This is a genomic window from Pseudomonas sp. WC2401 (assembly GCF_041200115.1).
Lineage (GTDB): Bacteria > Pseudomonadota > Gammaproteobacteria > Pseudomonadales > Pseudomonadaceae > Aquipseudomonas > Aquipseudomonas fragi.
The window spans coordinates 427,363-444,903 of record NZ_CP165623.1; the positions used below are offsets into that span (position 1 = coordinate 427,363).

Annotated in this window: 17 protein-coding genes and 1 pseudogene; 10 read left to right on the forward strand and 8 right to left on the reverse strand. The window is 60.8% G+C overall.

What is annotated here, in order from left to right:
- Positions 1–137: 137 nt before the first annotated feature.
- Complete coding sequence (locus AB3G35_RS01790) at positions 138–383, reverse strand: DUF1272 domain-containing protein (RefSeq protein ID WP_081481089.1); 246 nt, start codon at positions 381–383, stop codon at positions 138–140.
- 128 nt (positions 384–511) lie between these two features.
- On the opposite strand from AB3G35_RS01790, the pseudogene AB3G35_RS01795 reads away from it, so the two are divergent.
- The 3 genes and pseudogenes from AB3G35_RS01795 to AB3G35_RS01805 all read left to right on the forward strand — a co-directional run.
- Positions 512–799, forward strand: a pseudogene (locus AB3G35_RS01795) (DUF1016 N-terminal domain-containing protein); the annotation flags it as partial.
- A gap of 124 nt (positions 800–923) precedes the next feature.
- Positions 924–1,529: a biliverdin-producing heme oxygenase gene (locus AB3G35_RS01800; RefSeq protein ID WP_369782259.1), complete on the forward strand. Its 606-nt coding sequence runs from the start codon at positions 924–926 to the stop codon at positions 1,527–1,529.
- Positions 1,526–3,763: an ATP-binding protein gene (locus AB3G35_RS01805; protein WP_369782260.1), complete on the forward strand. Its 2,238-nt coding sequence runs from the start codon at positions 1,526–1,528 to the stop codon at positions 3,761–3,763. The genes AB3G35_RS01800 and AB3G35_RS01805 overlap by 4 nt, the downstream gene beginning before the upstream one ends.
- A gap of 97 nt (positions 3,764–3,860) precedes the next feature.
- Here AB3G35_RS01805 and gltS read toward each other — a convergent pair whose 3' ends face one another.
- The 4 genes from gltS to gabP all read right to left on the reverse strand — a co-directional run bounded on the left by gltS (position 3,861) and on the right by gabP (position 8,396).
- Positions 3,861–5,069: a sodium/glutamate symporter gene (gene gltS, locus AB3G35_RS01810; protein WP_016783098.1), complete on the reverse strand. Its 1,209-nt coding sequence runs from the start codon at positions 5,067–5,069 to the stop codon at positions 3,861–3,863.
- A 57-nt stretch (positions 5,070–5,126) separates the two neighbouring features.
- Positions 5,127–6,065, reverse strand: coding sequence for a formimidoylglutamase (hutG, locus tag AB3G35_RS01815; protein WP_369782261.1), 939 nt, complete (start codon positions 6,063–6,065; stop codon positions 5,127–5,129).
- A 20-nt stretch (positions 6,066–6,085) separates the two neighbouring features.
- Positions 6,086–6,811, reverse strand: coding sequence for an IclR family transcriptional regulator (locus tag AB3G35_RS01820; RefSeq protein WP_016783096.1), 726 nt, complete (start codon positions 6,809–6,811; stop codon positions 6,086–6,088).
- A gap of 193 nt (positions 6,812–7,004) precedes the next feature.
- A complete protein-coding gene (gene gabP / locus AB3G35_RS01825; RefSeq protein ID WP_016783095.1) occupies positions 7,005–8,396 on the reverse strand; it encodes a GABA permease in 1,392 nt (463 codons plus the stop codon).
- Between the two features lie 543 nt (positions 8,397–8,939).
- Between gabP and AB3G35_RS01830 the strand changes: the two genes are divergently transcribed.
- From AB3G35_RS01830 to AB3G35_RS01850, 5 genes are read left to right on the forward strand one after another with little or no spacing between them, the layout of a single operon-like run.
- A complete protein-coding gene (locus AB3G35_RS01830; RefSeq protein ID WP_016783094.1) occupies positions 8,940–9,713 on the forward strand; it encodes an ABC transporter ATP-binding protein in 774 nt (257 codons plus the stop codon).
- A 13-nt stretch (positions 9,714–9,726) separates the two neighbouring features.
- The gene (locus AB3G35_RS01835; RefSeq protein WP_016783093.1) at positions 9,727–10,482 is read left to right on the forward strand and encodes an ABC transporter substrate-binding protein; all 756 of its coding nucleotides are present in this window, start codon (positions 9,727–9,729) and stop codon (positions 10,480–10,482) included.
- Between the two features lie 57 nt (positions 10,483–10,539).
- Positions 10,540–11,232 (forward strand): ABC transporter permease, encoded by a 693-nt coding sequence (locus tag AB3G35_RS01840; RefSeq protein ID WP_029611681.1) that lies wholly within the window; start codon positions 10,540–10,542, stop codon positions 11,230–11,232.
- The gene (locus AB3G35_RS01845; RefSeq protein WP_016783091.1) at positions 11,232–11,921 is read left to right on the forward strand and encodes an ABC transporter permease; all 690 of its coding nucleotides are present in this window, start codon (positions 11,232–11,234) and stop codon (positions 11,919–11,921) included. The genes AB3G35_RS01840 and AB3G35_RS01845 overlap by 1 nt, the downstream gene beginning before the upstream one ends.
- The gene (locus AB3G35_RS01850) at positions 11,902–13,110 is read left to right on the forward strand and encodes a methyltransferase (RefSeq protein ID WP_106115527.1); all 1,209 of its coding nucleotides are present in this window, start codon (positions 11,902–11,904) and stop codon (positions 13,108–13,110) included. The genes AB3G35_RS01845 and AB3G35_RS01850 overlap by 20 nt, the downstream gene beginning before the upstream one ends.
- 122 nt (positions 13,111–13,232) lie before the next feature.
- On the opposite strand, the gene uraH is transcribed toward AB3G35_RS01850, so the two are convergent.
- Positions 13,233–13,643, reverse strand: a complete 411-nt coding sequence (gene uraH, locus AB3G35_RS01855) for a hydroxyisourate hydrolase (protein WP_016783089.1) — start codon at positions 13,641–13,643, stop codon at positions 13,233–13,235.
- Positions 13,644–13,670: 27 nt separating this feature from the next.
- A complete protein-coding gene (locus AB3G35_RS01860) occupies positions 13,671–14,150 on the reverse strand; it encodes a heme-binding protein (protein ID WP_095039704.1) in 480 nt (159 codons plus the stop codon).
- 135 nt (positions 14,151–14,285) lie between these two features.
- On the opposite strand from AB3G35_RS01860, the gene AB3G35_RS01865 reads away from it, so the two are divergent.
- Positions 14,286–14,960 carry a heavy metal response regulator transcription factor gene (locus tag AB3G35_RS01865; protein WP_016783086.1) on the forward strand — a complete coding sequence of 225 codons (675 nt, stop codon included), beginning with the start codon at positions 14,286–14,288 and terminating at the stop codon, positions 14,958–14,960.
- Positions 14,953–16,317: a heavy metal sensor histidine kinase gene (locus AB3G35_RS01870; protein ID WP_106115528.1), complete on the forward strand. Its 1,365-nt coding sequence runs from the start codon at positions 14,953–14,955 to the stop codon at positions 16,315–16,317. Before AB3G35_RS01865 ends, AB3G35_RS01870 begins: the two co-directional genes overlap by 8 nt.
- A 126-nt stretch (positions 16,318–16,443) precedes the next feature.
- On the opposite strand, the gene AB3G35_RS01875 is transcribed toward AB3G35_RS01870, so the two are convergent.
- A complete protein-coding gene (locus tag AB3G35_RS01875; RefSeq protein ID WP_088378480.1) occupies positions 16,444–17,526 on the reverse strand; it encodes a PAS domain-containing protein in 1,083 nt (360 codons plus the stop codon).
- Between the last annotated feature and the right edge of the window lie 15 nt (positions 17,527–17,541).

Below are 17,541 nucleotides of genomic sequence, written 5' to 3' on the forward strand. Positions count from 1 at the left end.
GCCCCTATCGCGAGCAAGCCCGCTCCCACAGGTTTTGCCAAGCTCATAACACGGGATGCCGGCAGGGCCATTGTGGGAGCGGGCTTGCTCGCGATGCAGGCACCACAAATGGGTCTGGCTGACGCCACCTCAAACCATCAACGCGCCGTACAGCCTTCAGGCTTGAACACTCGCTCACTGGACGGCGGATTATTCGCCAGCTTGCTCACCGGCCTGCGCGGGCGCACCAACAGCTCGCCCCCACAATTGGGGCAAAGCCCGCCCAAATGCTGCTCGGAACACGTCGCGCAAAAGGTGCACTCGAATGAACAAATCCGCGCTTGTGCTGAATCTGGCGGCAAATCGCAATCACAGCATTCGCAATTGGGGCGTAATTCGAGCATGAGCACCTCACATTGAATCGGTAATTTTCATCTTTACATTTAAGACGCTTCCCGCAAAAAACCAACTGCCAATACAAAATGGCAGTGACATTCTCAATGTCCCCTTTGGTCAATGCGCGGCACTTGCCATGAACCTACCGCTTCCCGTGAACACACCCAACACCGCTCTGAGCACCCTGCTCAACTCCTTGAGCGAAATGATCCGCCAGGCCCGGCAAAAAGCCCTGCGCGTGGTGGATACGCTGCAAGTGCAAACCTGCTGGAACATGCGGGGGTTTTATCAGGCATTTCCAATTTGGAACGCAGTGCGTACCGAATTGAGCTGGACTCATTACCGCACCCTGCTACGGGTCGAAAGCGAGCATGCTCGCCAGTGGTACATGAACGAAGCCGCCACGCTGAACTGGTCTACACGCACACCCATGCCAACCGCCGTTCTGCCCGGTTTTGTGGCAAATTAATTGCACTTTTTTATTGCCATGACCTCCTACAGTCATGAGCGCCGATTTCACGCGCACACAGAGAGCCGTCTTACAAGGCATGTCACAAGACCAACCTTTATCAGCGGTATCGGCCGTTCTGCATGAGCTGCGCGCCGGCACACATACACGTCATGTAGCCCTTGAGAAACGCCTGCCGTTTTTCAGCGACACACTCGACCTTGAACGCTATACGCGGCTGCTAAGCGCCTATTACGGGTTCTACCACGAACTGGAGAACCGGCTGCTGCACAGCCCCTGGCATGTGGACGGATTTGACCTGCAGCAGCGGCTCAAGACCCCCGCACTGGGTAAGGACTTGCAGGCTCTGGGTGTAAGCGTTCAACCCCTTGCGCTGTGCGAAACCCTGCCCGCAATACACAGTCAAGCCGCCATGCTGGGGGTGCTGTATGTGCTGGAAGGCGCCACCCTGGGCGGTAACATTCTGCGCAAGCAGATGTCGGAACGCCTGGGCCTGGAAGCGCACAACGGCTGCGCTTTTCTTTACGTCTACGGCGAAGCGACCGGCCGGCAGTGGAAGGTGTTTATGGATTTTCTGGGCAGCGTGCCCCTCGATGCACAAGCGCGAGGCGAAACCGTACAGGCTGCCCGCTCTACGTTTAGCTGTTTCGAGCACTGGCTCGAACGTCAGGAGGTTTTGTTATGAATCCACAGGACCCTCAAGCTTTTGAACGCTTGCTGGCCAATTGTGCTGATGAACCCATTCGCTTTCCCGGAGCAATCCAGCCCCACGGTCTGCTGGTCACACTGTCGGAGCCCGATCTGCAGATCCAGCAGGTCAGCGCCAATGTGCAGGCCATGTTCGGCATCAGTGCCGAATCGCTACTGGGCCTGCCGCTGGCCGCGCTGAGCGGCTCCGAGGCCGCCAACGCAGTGCAGCAGGCCGCGGTCTACGCCACCCTGGCCGATGCACCGCCTTTGGCCCTGACGCTGCTGGGGCGTGAATACGAAGGCCTGCTGCACCGCGACAAGGGCATTCTGGTTCTGGAGCTGGAACTCAAGCCCGACGCTTCGCAAATCCACAGCACCATGAACAAGGTGCGCAACCTGAGCCGCATGCTGCAACGCCTGCAAGGGGCCAAGACCCTCACCGCACTGTATGAAATTTGCGTACGCGAGATCCAGGCGCTGACAGGCTACGACCGCGTTCTGATCTACCGCTTTCAGGATGAAGGCCACGGCCAGGTCATCGCGGAAGCCTCTTCGCCCGCGATGGAGTTGTTCAACGGCATGTTTTTCCCTGCCTCCGACATCCCGGAGCAAGCCCGCGAGCTGTACCGCACCCACTGGTTGCGCATTATTCCGAACGCCGATTACCAGCCCGTGCCGCTGATTCCCACATTGCGCCCGGACACCGGCGAGGCGCTGGACCTGAGCGGGGCCGTGTTGCGCAGTGTTTCGCCGATTCACTGCCAGTACATGAAGAACATGGGCGTGCTGTCGTCCATGAGCATTTCGTTGATGGACGGCGAGCGCCTGTGGGGCCTGATCAGTTGCGGGCATCGCCAAACGCTGCATGTACCCCATGAACTGCGCATGGCCTGCCAGACCATCGGCCAGGTGTTGTCCCTGCAGATCAGCGCCCTGCAAACCCTGGAAATCAGCCGTCAGCGCGAAGCCAAGATGGATGCCCTGGTACGCCTCAACGCGGCCATGGTGCACAGCACCGAAGCCGTATTTGATGGCCTGGCACAAATGCCCGAAGCCTTGATGGCACTGACCGGCGCCAGCGGTGTGGCGATTATGGAGGACAAGGTGCTGCACCGTTATGGCCAGTGCCCGTCCCCCGAAGCCACCCGTGAGCTGTACCAATGGTTCAAGGACAGCGCCCAGCCGGTGTTCTCCAGCCATAACCTCAGCGCCCTGCATGCCCCGGCAGCGCAGTACAAGGACATCGCCAGCGGCTTGTTGGCCATGACCCTGCCCAAACCTGTGGACAACGCCGTGCTGTGGTTTCGCAGTGAGGTCAAGGAAAGCATCCAGTGGAGCGGCGACCCCAACAAGCCGCTGAACCTGGAAGCCGGCAGCAACGGCCTGCGCCTGAGCCCGCGCACCTCGTTCGAAATCTGGAAAGTCGAGATGGACGGCATCTCGACCAAGTGGAGCCACGGCGATCTGTTTGCTGCCAATGACCTGCGCCGCTCGGCCCTGGAAAACGACCTGTCGCGCCAGGTGCTGCGCGAGCAACAGGCCGTGCGCGCACGGGATGAACTGGTGGCAGTGGTCTCCCACGACCTGCGCAACCCCATGACCATTATTTCGATGCTCTGCGGCATGATGCAAAAGGCCTTCAGTAGCGACGGCCCGCACACCTCGCGGCGCATCACCTCGGCCATCGACACCATGCAACAGGCCAGCAGTCGCATGAGCGTGCTGCTCGACGACTTGCTCGACACCTCGAAAATCGAAGCCGGGCGCTACACCATCACCCCGCAGCCGCTGGATGTGAGCCAGATTTTTGAAGAGGCCTTGTCGTTGCTTGCGCCGCTGGCGCTGGACAAGGCCGTGGAGCTGACCTTTCACGCCGAGCCCGATCTGAAAATCAACGCCGACCCCGAGCGGCTGTTCCAGGTGCTGTCCAACCTGATCGGCAACGCGATCAAATTCACCCCCGCACAGGGCAAAATCGGCGTGGCGGCCATGTCCAACGGGGACGATATCGTGTTCAGCGTGCGGGATTCGGGCAAGGGCATTGCCCCCGAGCAGTTGCCACATATCTTCGACCGCTACTGGACGGCAAAGGAAGGCAACGCACTGGGCACGGGCCTGGGGCTGTATATCTCCCAGGGCATTATCAAGGCCCACGGCGGCCAGTTACTGGCCGAAAGCACACCGGGAGAAGGCAGCGAGTTTCGCTTCACGGTCCCAAGAATGGTCTGATGGTTAACAGCGCAATGCCCCGCAGCTATCACATTTGAATGCTGCATAAAAACGGCCGCCTCCTTGACGGGAGAGCGGCCGTTTTGCATCGAGCCCGTCAGCTGAAGGCGTTGATAAACCAGGTGATCATCGGGATCGCCACGATATCGATCAGCACCGCCCCACACAGCGGCACGATGATAAAGGCCTTGTACGAGAAGACTTTATAGTGATCGCAGATGGCCCCCATATTGGCCACGGCATTGGGCGTCGCGCCCAGCCCGTGCCCCATGAAGCCCGCGCACAAGACCGCGGCGTCGTAGTTGCGGCCAAACAGGCGGAACAGGACGAACACGCACAGCAGGATCATGATCACCACCTGCACCACCAGAATCACCAGCAACGGCAAGCCGAGCTTCTCCAGCTCCCAGAACTTCAAGCTCATCATGGCCATGGTCAGGAACATGCCCAGGCACACATCGCCGATCGTGCTGACGGCATGGTCAGGCACCTCGATCACCTGGGCCCGGTCATTGAGGTTGCGCAGGATGATCGCGACGAACATGGCCCCCACATAGCTCGGCAACACGATACCCAGATGCTGCTGCAAGCTGGAACCCAGCCAGAACCCCAGCACCATGATCACCACAATGCAGGTCAACAAACGCAGCAGGGTTGCGGCATCCAGCGCGGCCACAGGGGTGTGGACCACCTCTTCGAACGCCTTGAGGCTGCCCGCGGCTTCGGCCTTGACCACCAGCTTGTTGCGCTCGATCAGCCAGCGCGCCAGCGGGCTGCCCAGCAAACCACCAGCCACCATGCCAAAGGTTGCAGCGGCCAGCGCGGCAGTCGTAGCCCCGACCGCCCCCAGGTTTTCAGCAATCGGTCCAAAGGCTGCCGCCGCACCAAAACCGCCCTCCAGTGACACCGCCCCGGCCATGATCCCCAGCAACGGGTCGATGCCCAGCAGCTTGGCCACACTCACCCCTACCACGTTTTGCACCAGCGCCAGGCCCCAGCACGCGCCCAGGTAGATAAACAGCAGCTTGCCGCCCTTGCGCAACAACCCCAGGCTGCCGCCCAAGCCTACGGTGGTGAAGAACGCCACCATCAGCGGGGTTTGCAGGCTGGTGTCGAGGGTCAGGTTGAGCAGTTGCTGATCACGTAATAACCAAATCACCAAGGCAAACCCGAAACCACCGATGACCGGTGCAGGGACACACAATTGACGCAGCCAGTAGCTGCGCTTTTTCAGTTGGGCACCCAGGCCCAGCAGGAGCAACGCGAGAGCAAGGGTGCTCAGCGCATCCAGTTCGAATGTCAGCATGGCGAATTTCTCTTTTTCTTATGATTCAACAAGCGGTTTCAGGGATTTGCGTAAAACTTAATCAATCAGGCTGGCGAGCAGACGCGCGCCAATGCGGGCGGTTCGGTTGTCGATGTCCAGGCTCGGGTTGAGCTCGGCGATGTCGGCCATGCGCAATTTGCCGCTGGCTTTGGCGTGGCGCACCAGATGCTCGACGATCTGCATGTCCACCCCGTGGGCAGACGGCGCACTGACGCCGGGAGCCTGGCTGGCGGGCAGGACATCGAGGCAAAGGGTCATGTAGAGGTGATCGACGTCTTGCAGGAAATCATCGATCAACGCTTCGCAGGCGCGGATGTCCCAGCTGTTCATTTGCCGGTCGAGGCGGTAACGCACATTCAGGCGTTCGGCCTGTGCAAACAGGGCCTGGGTATTGTTCAACTGGCTGACACCCAGGCAGCAATAAGTGAACGGCATGTCGAAACGCTGGCAAGCCTCGGCAATCTGCCGGAAGGGTGTGCCTGAGCTGCTTTGTTCGGCGTGGCGCAAATCGAAATGCGCATCGAAATTGAGAATACCGATCCGTGGCTGCGGGTGTTTGCGGCGCAAGTGATCGAGCAGACCACTGAAGCTGGCAAAGGCGATTTCGTGCCCGCCACCCAGGCCCAGCGGTAAATGCCCCTGGTCGAGCAAATGGCTGACCTGTTCGCCATAGCCTTGCTGCGCGCCCTCCAGATCATCGCCTGCACAGTTCACATCACCGGCATCGTACAGCGGCGCGTGACCGTGCCATGCCAGGTTGGCCAAGGCCTTGCGCAAAGCCTGCGGCCCCTTGCGTGCGCCGGTACGGCCCTGATTGCGCCTGACCCCTTCATCGCAGGCCAAACCAATCAATGCAGCCCCCGCTGGCAGGCCATCGGCCACAGGCTTGACCCATTGATGCCAGCGCAACGCGCCCTGCCCTTCAGCGACATCAATACGGCCTGTCCACAAGGACATGTCGGGTACAACCGTCATGTTTGAAACTCCAGTCAAATTCAGTCGAGCCGGGCGCTCAGGCGCAGGGCTACGTCCTGGGTCCAGCGGATCAGGCGTTCACTGCGGGTGTGTGCCCGGGTGGCCGGGGCCATGAGGCTGATGGCGCCTTGCAGGCGATTGCGGCTGTCGAGCAACGGCGCGCTGATACCCCAAATACCGTCGTCGATCTCACTCACACTCACGGCATAACCGGCAGCGCGGATCTGGGCAAAGCTGCGCTGGTAGGTGGCAACTTCTTCAGGCTCGACGCCTTGCGCCAGAAGCGCCGACACGCTTTGCGCCTCATCCATATACGCCAGCAGCACCCGCGCAGAAGCGCCGACCAACAGCGGCTGGGCCAGCCCTTTCTGGTAACAGCAGCGCAGGGGTTGCGGGCTGTCGACCAGCTCAATGCAAATCGCCTGACCGTTGCTCGGCACCATCAAGGCCACGCTCTCCTGGCTTTGCTCGGCCAGACGCTTGAGTTCAGGTTTGGCCAGCGTCACCAGCACCGCTTCGCGGTCGAATTTTTTCGCCAGCTGCAAACAGGCAGGCCCTGGCAGATAGCGGCCCTGGCCGTTCTCTTCGGCCAGGCCCCAGCGCAACAGCGTGTTGAGGTGGCGATAGGTGCTGCTCAGCGGCTGCCCCAGTTGCTCGGAAAGCGCCTTGGCGGAGATCGCCTCAGCGGATTGCCCCAGACTGACGAGGATTTGCAGCAAGCGATCAGTTGGCGTGTTGTAGTTCATTGTCGGCCCCATGCTCTTGCCTGCATGGTGCACGGTGTTTCCCATTAGCTGAAATTCGATTCCCACTGAATGGGAAAAAACCGCCAGATAGTGATCAGCGGTCGCAAAATGACCACCTTACAGGCACAAAAAAACCGCCATCCCGAAGGATGACGGTTTTTCTGGGTATTCAACCGCGAGAACCGTCCTGGCCTCAGTTGAGTACCGGTGCCCCCAACTTCTCAATGCGACGACGGCGTGCCACCAGCAGGCCTGCCACCACCACCAGAATGCTTAGCAAACCGGTAGCCATGATTTCAACGCGATGCGCTTCCTGGAACAGCATGACCGTCAGAATAGCCACGATAAAGACGATTACTGCATAGGTCAGGCCCGGGAACAGCCACATCTTGAACGAAATATTCTCGCCCAGAGCCGTGCGCTTCTGGCGCATGCGCAGTTGCGACACGGCAATCACCAGATACACCAGCAATGCAATGGCACCAGAGCTGGCCAGCAGGAACTCGAACACGGCTGCCGGAGCCACGTAGTTGGCGAATACCGCTACAAAGGCTGCGCCCGTGGACATCATCACCGCCCAGTAAGGCGTGCCCGCAGCGTTGGTGCGCTTGGCCGCGGCCGGTGCATCACCACGTTTGCTCAGGGAGTAGAGCATGCGCGAAGAGGTGTAAAGCGCCGAGTTCAGGCAGCTGGTGACGGCAATCAGTACCACGATATCCACGATCAGCTTGGCATTCGGGATGCCCATGCGATCAAGCACGGTCTGGTAGGAACCCAACTGCGCCAGGCTCGGGTCGTTCCACGGCACCAGGGCCACAACGATGAAAATCGACACCAGGTAGAACAGGCCAATACGCCAGATCACCGAGTTGGTGGCCTTGGTGATCTGCTTGCTCGGGTCTTTGGATTCTGCCGCCGCGATGGTGACGATTTCAGTGCCCATGAACGAGAACATGGTGGTCAGCATGGCAGCCAGAACGGCGCCCATGCCATTGGGCATAAAGCCGATGGTATCGGACAGATGCGCCACACCGCTGACCTGGCTGGTAGGCAGATAGCCGAAAATGGCCAGCAGACCCAAAATGATAAAACCGATAATCGCCAGCACCTTGACCAGCGCAAACCAGAACTCGAACTCGCCGTAGTTCTTGACGCTAAACAGGTTGGTGGCGGTCAGCAACAGGGTGATGACCAGGGTAAACACCCAGATCGCCGTGCCCGGGAACCACGCATGCAGGATGGTACCTGCGGCGACAGCTTCCAGCGGGATCACCAGGACCCAGAACCACCAGTACAGCCAGCCAATGGTAAAACCGGCCCAGTGCCCGATGGCACGGTCGGCGTAAGTGGAGAACGAACCGGTGTCCGGCGAGGCAACGGCCATTTCGGCCAGCATGCGCATCACCAGTACAACCAGCGTGCCTGCTGCGGCATAGGCCAGCAGCACAGCGGGGCCCGCCTGGGCAATCGCGTGTCCGGAACCGACAAACAAACCGGCGCCGATAACACCGGCAATCGACAGCATGGTCACATGCCGTGGTTTGAGCCCTTGTTCCAGGCCGCTAGAGGATTGCGTATTGCTCATTGGGACTACCTTTCATTGAAGCCATTCCGAGCACCCGCGTTGACCTTCGTAAAAAGTAACCAACGGGGCGTTTAGAATCCTTGACGCAATAAGTGAGCCAGAATGTGACAAATGCACGGTTTGCGCGGGCTGCAACGATTTGCAACAGACGTTGCAAGCCATTGAGGCTAATGGCTTTTCGCCCATTCGTTACCGAAACACTCAGTTACAGAGGTCTCGGCGCACCAAAAATACCCAAAACTGCCCATATGGCCCAAAAGCAGTGCACATCTTTAACCTTTAGTAGGTTCGCGCTTCCAACACCGGGCCAAAGCTGGCAACATCGCGACCTTTTTTAAGCGACACCTGTCTGGCCGAACGGCGAAATACAGGGTCGGTTGTTGTCGGCGCGACACTCTGCTGTAGCGATGCGACAAACTGCCACCCCCACGCCTTTTGTGTCTTCAGGGCGGCTGGTTGCCTCTGCAACCCTATGCTAGCTTGGCCTGCGCCAGGAAGGCCGCCCAACAGCAGGATCGCACCCGAACACAATGAGGAACGCACATGGCTTTGGCCACGCCCGCGCTTGAAATCCGCAACTTGCACAAACGCTACGGCGAGCTTGAGGTACTCAAGGGTATCTCGCTGACCGCACGCGACGGCGACGTGATCTCGATCCTGGGTTCTTCCGGTTCCGGCAAGTCCACTCTGCTGCGCTGCATCAACCTGCTCGAGAACCCCCACGAAGGGCAGATCGTGGTCGCCGGTGAAGAGCTCAAACTCAAGAAAGCCAAAAATGGCGAACTGATCGCGGCCGACGGCAAGCAGATCAACCGCATGCGCAGCGAACTGGGTTTTGTGTTTCAAAACTTTAACCTGTGGCCGCACATGACCATCCTCGACAACATTATCGAGGCGCCACGTCGCGTGCTGGGGCAAAGCAAGGCCGAGGCCATCGAAGTGGCTGAAGCGTTGCTGGCCAAGGTCGGCATTGGCGAAAAACGCCATGCCTACCCCTCTGAATTGTCCGGCGGCCAGCAGCAACGCGCAGCGATTGCCCGCACCCTGGCCATGCAGCCCAAAGTCATTCTGTTCGATGAACCGACATCGGCACTTGACCCGGAAATGGTTCAAGAAGTACTTAGTGTGATCCGCGCGCTCGCCGAAGAAGGTCGCACTATGCTGCTGGTCACCCACGAGATGGGCTTTGCCCGCCAGGTGTCCACCGAAGTAGTGTTTTTGCACCAGGGCCTGATCGAAGAGCAAGGGTCGCCAGAACAGGTGTTCGACAACCCGGTTTCGGCGCGCTGTAAACAATTCATGTCCAGCAACCGCTAACGGAGCAACACGAATGCAGACCTATAAAAAGCTTCTCATGGCCGCTGCCGCCACACTGGTTTTCAGCGCCAACGCCCTGGCTGTAGACAAGTACAAAGTCGGTATTGAAGGGGCTTACCCACCGTTCAACAACAAGAACGCCAGTGGTGAAGTCGTCGGCTTCGACCCGGATATCGCCATGGCCCTGTGCGCCAAGATGAAAGCCGAGTGTGAAATCGTCACCTCGGACTGGGACGGCATCATCCCGGCCCTGAACGCCAAAAAGTACGACTTCATCGTGTCGTCGCTGTCGATCACTGACGAGCGCAAGCAGGCGGTGGACTTCACCGACCCGTACTACTCCAACAAACAGCAGTTCATTGCGCCGAAAAAAGTCGACTTCAAAACCGACCTCGCGTCCCTCAAGGGCAAGGCCCTGGGCACCCAGCGTTCGACCCAGGCCGCAACCTGGCTGGATGACAACCTGGGCACTGACGCTACCATCTCCCTGTACGACACCCAGGAAAACGCCTACCTCGACCTGACTTCGGGCCGCGTAGATGCGCTGCTGGCTGACAAGTATGCTAACTACGACTGGCTGAAAAGCCCGGCTGGCCAGGCATACGAGTTCAAGGGTGAGCCGGTCAACGAAGACGACAAGGTCGGTATTGCCCTGCGCAAGGGCGACAACGAACTGCGCGCCAAGCTGAACCTGGCCCTCAAGCAAATCGTTGAAGACGGCACGTACAAGAAGATCAACGACAAGTACTTCCCGTTCAGCATCTACTGACCTGCCTGACCGGTGCGCCTGCGGGCGCGCCGGTCCCTAGCAAAGCCTGCCTACCCCATGACTATCGATTTATACGGATTCGGCCCGGCGCTTGCCGCTGGCGCGCTGATGACCGTCAAACTGGCACTCACTGCGCTGTGTCTGGGCCTGGTGCTCGGATTGCTCGGTGCCTTGGCCAAGACGTCCCCCTTCAAACCGCTTAGATGGTTGGGCGGCGCCTATTCGACCCTGGTTCGCGGCGTGCCCGAACTGCTCTGGGTGTTGCTGATCTACTTCGGCAGCGTGAATCTGGTGCGCGCCATCGGCGAATACATCGGCATGCCCGACCTCACCCTCAGCGCCTTTGCCGCGGGTGTGCTCGCCTTGGGCCTGTGCTTTGGTGCCTATGCCACCGAAGTATTCCGTGGTGCCATCCTGGCCATCCCCAAGGGCCACCGCGAAGCGGGCATGGCACTGGGCCTGTCCAAACCACGGATCTTCACCAAGCTGGTGCTGCCGCAAATGTGGCGCATCGCCCTGCCCGGCCTGGGCAACCTGTTCATGATCCTGATGAAAGACACCGCACTGGTGTCGGTTATCGGCCTTGAAGAAATCATGCGTCAGGCGCAAAACGCCGTGACCTTCGCCAAACACCCGTTCACCTTCTACATGGTGGCAGCCGTGATGTACCTGGGCCTGACCGTACTGGCCATGGGCACCATGCACGTGCTTGAAAAACGCGCAGCGCGCGGCTTCGTGAGGAGGACGTAATGGAGTGGGAAGTAATCCTCAAGTGGCTGCCCAAGCTGATGCAGGGCGCAACCCTGACCCTGGAGCTGACCGCCATCTCGGTGATCGCCGGTCTGATCGTGGCCATCCCGCTGGGCATCGCCCGCTCGTCCAAGCTCTGGTATGTGCGTTCGCTGCCTTACGCCTACATCTTTTTCTTCCGTGGCACGCCACTGCTGATCCAGCTGTTTTTGGTCTATTACGGCCTGGCGCAGTTCGATGTTGTGCGTGAAAGCGCGTTGTGGCCGTACCTGCGCAGCCCGTTCTGGTGCGCGATCATCACCATGACCCTGCACACCGCCGCCTATATCGCCGAGATCCTGCGCGGTGCGATCCAGGCCATCCCGCCGGGTGAGATCGAGGCGGCACGGGCGCTGGGCATGTCGCGCTTCAAGACCCTGGTGCATATCGTCCTGCCTCGCGCGGCGCGCATCGGCCTGCCGGCCTACAGCAACGAAGTGATCCTGATGCTCAAGGCCAGCTCGCTGGCGAGTACCGTGACCCTGCTGGAACTGACCGGCATGACCCGCACCATCATTGCGCGCAACTACCAGACAGTGGATATGTTCCTGGCTGCCGGGGCCATTTACCTGATCATGTCGTTTGTGCTGATCCAGGGCTTCAAACTGCTGGAGCGCTGGTTGCGCGTCGATGCCTGCCAGGGCCGCTGACCTGCTGGCCCGCTTCGAGGCGCTGGACAGGTTTCTGCACGACCACCAGCACCTCTGGCGCCCACGGCCCTTCACTCACCTGAACCTGCCGTGGGAAGCGCAACACCCCGAACTGGCGCAGTGGTTGCGCCAGCGTTCGCTGCAAGACGCCGAAGCCAGCCACAACCATCCCCAACTCTTGCCCGCCCCTGCGCCATTCCCTGAACTGGCGGCGACCTCACTCGCCCTGAGCCGGGTCGAGCGCTTGCCCACCCACGCCCTTGCACCCGCCAACCCGCGCTTGCAGGTGGACGTGCCAGGGCGTAAATGGCAACAGATCGAAGCCTTCGCCCAAAGCCTGAGCTTTGCGCAAAAGCCCGCCCACTGGCTGGACTGGTGCTCGGGCAAAGGCCATCTGGGGCGACGGTTGTTAAGCACCGACCAGCAGCTGACGTGCCTGGAATACGACCCGGCCCTGATCGAGGCCGGGGAGCAACTGAGCCAGCGCCATCACTTGCCCGCCCGGCATGTGCAACAGGACGTGCTCGCCCCCGACACGGCCATGCAGCTCACCGCCCACATGACCCCCGTGGCGCTGCACGCCTGCGGCGATCTGCATGTGCGCCTGCTGCAGTTGGCCACGGCGGCAGGCTGTGGACAACTTGCCGTGTCCCCTTGTTGCTACAACCGCATCAGCGCGACGCACTATCAAGCGTTATCCACAGTGGCCAAGGCTTCGCACCTGCAGTTGTCACTGGAAGACCTGAGCCTGCCCATGAGCGAAACCGTGACCGCCGGCAGCCGCGTGCGGCGCCAGCGCGACGAATCGATGGCACGGCGTTTGGGTTTTGATTTGTGGCAACGCCAGCATCGTCAGTGCGACGAATACTTATCCACACCCTCGCTGCCGAGTGCCTGGCTGGGCAAACCGTTTGCCGAGTATTGCGAGGGGTTGGCGACGCTGAAGAACTTATCCACAAGCGGCGACGAAGACTGGCCAGCACTGGAAGCGGCAGGCCGGGAGCGCTTGGCGCAGGTGCGCAACCTGGAGTTGGTGCGCGGGCTGTTTCGCCGCCCGCTGGAGCTGTGGTTGGTGCTGGATCGCGCCTTGTACCTGGAGGAAAACGGCTATCAAGTGCAGATTGGCGAGTTTTGCGACAGCCAACTGACGCCGCGCAACTTGATGGTGCTTGCGCAGCGCTGTGGATAACTCTGTGTGAGCAGGCTTGTTGTGGGAGCGGGCTTGCCCGCGATGGGATCGCCGTGGTTTACCTGAAAAACCGCAGCGCCTGAATCGCGAGCAAGCCCGCTCCCACACAGTTTTTTGCAGGCCTACGAACCGCGATACGTCGAGAACCCATAAGGGCTGAGCAACAACGGAATGTGGTAATGCTGATCCACATTCTTCACTTCAAAAATCACCGGAATTTCCGGGAAAAACGTATCGCGGCCCACCTTTTTGAAGTACTCGCCGGTCTTGAACACCACCCGGTACTCCCCCGCTTCAAACGCCTGCTTGCCCGGGAACAGTTCGCCGATACGTCCCTGTTCATTGGTCACGCCCTGGGCCAGCGGCTGCCAGTCTTTGCCTACGTGTTTTTCCAGGGTCACGTTGACGCCCGGGGACGGCAGACCATTTTCCAGGTTGAGCACATGCACGCTCAACGGGTTGCCCGCCGCCATTGCCAGGCTCGACACCGCACTCAGACTCAACGCCGCCAGGGTGATTCGCAACGATTTCATGGTTATTCCTCAGTGGTTAAAAAGTAATCAACGTTGAATGGTCAGGCCAACTTGCCCGGCAGCCTTGATCGCGCAGGCTTCGTCCTGCTCAGCACCGCCCGCCCCGGCCACGCCCAGCGCGCCCACCAGTTCCCCTTCGGCGAATAACGGCACACCGCCGCCCAACAGCAACAGCTCGGCAATGGAGTTGAGATTGGCGGCCTCGGGGTTGTTACGCGCACGCTCGGCAAACAGGCGGGTCGGGGTTTTGGTCGACAGCGCGGTATAGGCCTTGCGCTGGCTCGCCAGCAGGTTGTGCGGGCCAACGCCTTCCGGGCGCTGCGCCATCAGCACGTTGCCACCGCGGTCGAGCACGCTCAGCGCCCCGGTGCAGTGCTTGAGGGTCGCGTCGGCCAACTGGCGGGCGGTGGCCAGGTCCAGATCGGCATGGCGCGCCAGATTCGGCGCCGCCTGGGCCGCGCCGGCAACGCCAACGGCAGTCCACAGCAACAAGGTTTTCAGCATCATGGGCAAGCTCCTGTACGAATGGGGCCACCGTAACCTGCGACCTTCGTCAGAACCCCGTCAGTTGCATTACAAGTTTGTAATAGGCAACACCGCCGAAGGCGCCTAGCCTGTGCAGACGATTGATCGAGGTGTGCGATGCGTTTGTTAGTGGTTGAAGACGAAGCCAAGACGGCCGACTTCCTGGCCAAGGGCCTCAGGGAGTCCGGGTTTGCCGTGGATGTGGCGCTGAACGGCCTGGACGGGCGTTACTTTATCGAGCAGCAGGAATACGACCTGATCATCCTCGACGTCATGCTGCCGGGGCTCAATGGCTGGCAATTGCTGCAACTGATTCGCCAGCGCGGCGCCACGCCAGTACTGTTCCTGACCGCCAGGGACGCCATCGAAGACCGCGTGCGCGGCCTGGAGCTGGGCGCCGACGACTACCTGCTCAAGCCCTTCGCCTTTGCCGAGTTGCTCGCCCGGGTCCGCACCCTGCTGCGCCGAGGCCCCCTGCGCGAGGCCGAGTCGTATGCCATCGCCGATCTTGAAATCGACGTGCTGCGTCGTCGCGTCAGTCGGGGTGGCCAGCGCATCAGCCTGACCAACAAGGAATTCGCCCTGCTGCAACTGCTGGCCAGCCGCCAGGGCGAGGTACTGTCCCGCACCCTGATCGCCTCGCAAGTGTGGAACCTCAATTTCGACAGCGACACAAATATGGTCGAAGTCGCCGTGCGCCGCCTGCGGGCCAAGATCGACGACCCCTACATGCCCAAGCTGATCCACACCGTGCGCGGCGTCGGCTATCAACTGGAAGCGCCCGATGAGTAAATCCATCGCCTGGCGTCTGGCGCTGGCGATTGCCCTGACCTGTGCGCTGGTGCTGAGTGCGGTGGGGGTGTTCCTGTACCGCTCACTGGCTGCAGAATTGACCTTTCGCGACGATCAGGCCCTGCTCGGGCGCCTTGAACAAGTGCGCGCCCTGCTGCATGACAGTGACAGCCTCGAAGCCCTGCAAGAGCGCCCACGCCTGTACCAGAACATGCTCGGCAACCTGGACAGCGTGCTGCTGGTCAAGCGTGCCGATGGCAGCCCGCTCATCGCCATCAACCCCCACCAACAAGCCTTGCCGGACTTGCCACCCATCGCCCAGGACCGGGCACCGCAGCGCGCCGATATCAAGACCGTGGACGCGACCGTATTGCTCGCCGGCATGGCCCGTGGCCCGGCCAATGAAATCCTCAGCGTGACCGTAGGCAAGCGCCTGGATGAGCGTGAGCAAATGCTCGCCAGTTACCGCATGCGCTTGTACATGGCCGCCGGGCTGGGCACCTTGCTGGCCTTCGGGCTGGGCTTGCTGCTGTTGCGCCGTGGCCTCACGCCGCTGCGCGAACTGGCCCAGGCCATGCGCCATATCGACCCGCGCAGCCTTGACCGGCGTATGCCCACCGAAACCATGCCCAGCGAGCTCAAGGAGCCGGTGCTGGCCCTCAACGCCATGCTCGCGCGGCTGGAAGACAGCTTTGCCCGGCTGTCGCAGTTTTCCGCCGACCTGGCCCATGAAATCCGCACGCCGCTGCACAACCTGCTGGGCAGCAACAGCCTGGCCCTGAACCAGCCACGCAGCGCGGCTGAGTACCAGGAGGTTCTGGCATCGAATATCGAGGAATATGAACGGCTCAACCGCATGGCCGAAAACCTGATGTTCCTCGCCCGTGCCGAGCACGGGCAGCGCCCGTTGCAGCTGCAAACCCTGGACCTTGGCGAAGTGGGTGACGGGCTGTGTGATTACTTCGAGGCGCTGGCCGAGGATCGCGGCTTGCTGCTGGAAAATCAGCTGCGCGGGCCGTTGACGGTGGATCAGCAACTGCTGCAACGAGCACTGGGCAACCTGCTGGCCAATGCCGTGCGCCATGCCCGGGCGGGTTCAACCGTGAGCCTGCAGCGGCGCGATGAGGCGGGAATGTGCTGGATCGGCGTGCACAACCTCGGCCAGCCGATTGACCCGCAGCATATCGACAGGCTGTTCGACCGCTTTTACCGGGTCGACCCGTCGCGGGCCCAGCCGGGGGATTCGGGCGGTCTGGGGCTGGCGATCGTGCAGTCGATCATGCAATTGCATGGCGGGCAGGTGCGGGTGATCAGCAATGACAGCGGCACCCTGTTTGAGCTGGGGTTTGCCCTCTAAATCCCCACGCCCCTGTGGGAGCGGGCTTGTTGTGGGAGCGGGCTTGCTCGCGATTCAGGCGCTGCGGTCTGTCAGGTAAACCACAGCGATCCCATCGCGAGCAAGCCCGCTCCCACATGAGCAAAGTCATATCCCCTGAAGCAGGCGTTCCAGCTCTTCGATGCGCGCCAGCAAGGCCTGGCGTTCGGCGCGTTCGCGAGTGATGTCGTCGATCACGCTGATCAGGTGCTCGGGGCTGTCGTCCTGGGAGTTGCGCTGCAACGAGGTGCGCACATGGGTCCAGATAAAGTGCCCGTCCTTGCAGCGCAGGCGTTTCTCCAGGTCGTAGTTGCTGATCTTGCCCTCGAGCAATAGTTGCAACTGCTCAAGGTTGGCCTGCAGGTCATCGGGGTGGGTGAGGTCCTGGAAGGTCAGCTGGCGCAGCTCCTGCTCGCTGTAACCGAGCAACTGGCACAGGCTGTCGTTGACCCGACGCCAGCTGCCGTCCAGGTCCACATAGGCGATGGCGCCGCAGGCCAGTTCGAACAGCGCGCGGAAGGCCTCTTCGCTTTTGCGCAAGGCTTGTTCAGCGGTCTTGCGGGCGGTGTTGTCCATGCTGATGCCGATCATTTTCACCGGGCGCCCGGCGCTGTCGTTCAGCGGCATGGCCCGCGACGAAATCCAGCGCATCTCGCCATCGGGGCGAAATATCCGGAAGTCGTATTCATAGGGCGTGTTGTTGGCGAAGCACTCGTCGTAGAGCGCATTCATGACCACCTTGTCTTCAGGCAGTACATGGGGCCAGAAATCGTCGTTGCTGTTGACCTGCCAGCCGTACACCCGCTCGACGTTGGCCGAGTAGAACACCTCGTCGGTGATCAGGTTCCACTCCCACGTCACGATCCCGGCGTTCTCTTGCGCCAGGGTCATGCGTGCTTCGCTTTCCATGATGTCGGCGATGTACTTGCGGCGCACATCGGTCATCGGCAGCTCCACCGAGGCCGCCCCCTGCAGGTCCTGCACCGCCTGTTCGCCATAGCGCAGCCACACCCAGTTGACCTTGAACAGGTCAGCCAGTTTGCGCAGATTGCTGTAGTCGATTTCGCCACCACGGGTCCATTTATGCACCGCCGTACGGGAAATGCCCAAGGCAGTGCCGACCGCTTGCAAGGTCATTTTGTGGTGTTCGAGCAGCTCCTTCAGGCGAAAGGCAAAGCTATCTTCAGTCATGACAAGTCCGTGATC

Coding starts and splice junctions, on each gene's coding strand:
- AB3G35_RS01790 (WP_081481089.1), bottom strand. CDS start 383: ATGCTCGAATTACGCCCCAATTGCGAATGCTGTGATTGCGATTTGCCG.
- AB3G35_RS01800 (WP_369782259.1), top strand. CDS start 924: ATGTCACAAGACCAACCTTTATCAGCGGTATCGGCCGTTCTGCATGAG.
- AB3G35_RS01805 (WP_369782260.1), top strand. CDS start 1,526: ATGAATCCACAGGACCCTCAAGCTTTTGAACGCTTGCTGGCCAATTGT.
- gltS (WP_016783098.1), bottom strand. CDS start 5,069: ATGCTGACATTCGAACTGGATGCGCTGAGCACCCTTGCTCTCGCGTTG.
- hutG (WP_369782261.1), bottom strand. CDS start 6,065: ATGACGGTTGTACCCGACATGTCCTTGTGGACAGGCCGTATTGATGTC.
- AB3G35_RS01820 (WP_016783096.1), bottom strand. CDS start 6,811: ATGAACTACAACACGCCAACTGATCGCTTGCTGCAAATCCTCGTCAGT.
- gabP (WP_016783095.1), bottom strand. CDS start 8,396: ATGAGCAATACGCAATCCTCTAGCGGCCTGGAACAAGGGCTCAAACCA.
- AB3G35_RS01830 (WP_016783094.1), top strand. CDS start 8,940: ATGGCTTTGGCCACGCCCGCGCTTGAAATCCGCAACTTGCACAAACGC.
- AB3G35_RS01835 (WP_016783093.1), top strand. CDS start 9,727: ATGCAGACCTATAAAAAGCTTCTCATGGCCGCTGCCGCCACACTGGTT.
- AB3G35_RS01840 (WP_029611681.1), top strand. CDS start 10,540: ATGACTATCGATTTATACGGATTCGGCCCGGCGCTTGCCGCTGGCGCG.
- AB3G35_RS01845 (WP_016783091.1), top strand. CDS start 11,232: ATGGAGTGGGAAGTAATCCTCAAGTGGCTGCCCAAGCTGATGCAGGGC.
- AB3G35_RS01850 (WP_106115527.1), top strand. CDS start 11,902: ATGCCTGCCAGGGCCGCTGACCTGCTGGCCCGCTTCGAGGCGCTGGAC.
- uraH (WP_016783089.1), bottom strand. CDS start 13,643: ATGAAATCGTTGCGAATCACCCTGGCGGCGTTGAGTCTGAGTGCGGTG.
- AB3G35_RS01860 (WP_095039704.1), bottom strand. CDS start 14,150: ATGATGCTGAAAACCTTGTTGCTGTGGACTGCCGTTGGCGTTGCCGGC.
- AB3G35_RS01865 (WP_016783086.1), top strand. CDS start 14,286: ATGCGTTTGTTAGTGGTTGAAGACGAAGCCAAGACGGCCGACTTCCTG.
- AB3G35_RS01870 (WP_106115528.1), top strand. CDS start 14,953: ATGAGTAAATCCATCGCCTGGCGTCTGGCGCTGGCGATTGCCCTGACC.
- AB3G35_RS01875 (WP_088378480.1), bottom strand. CDS start 17,526: ATGACTGAAGATAGCTTTGCCTTTCGCCTGAAGGAGCTGCTCGAACAC.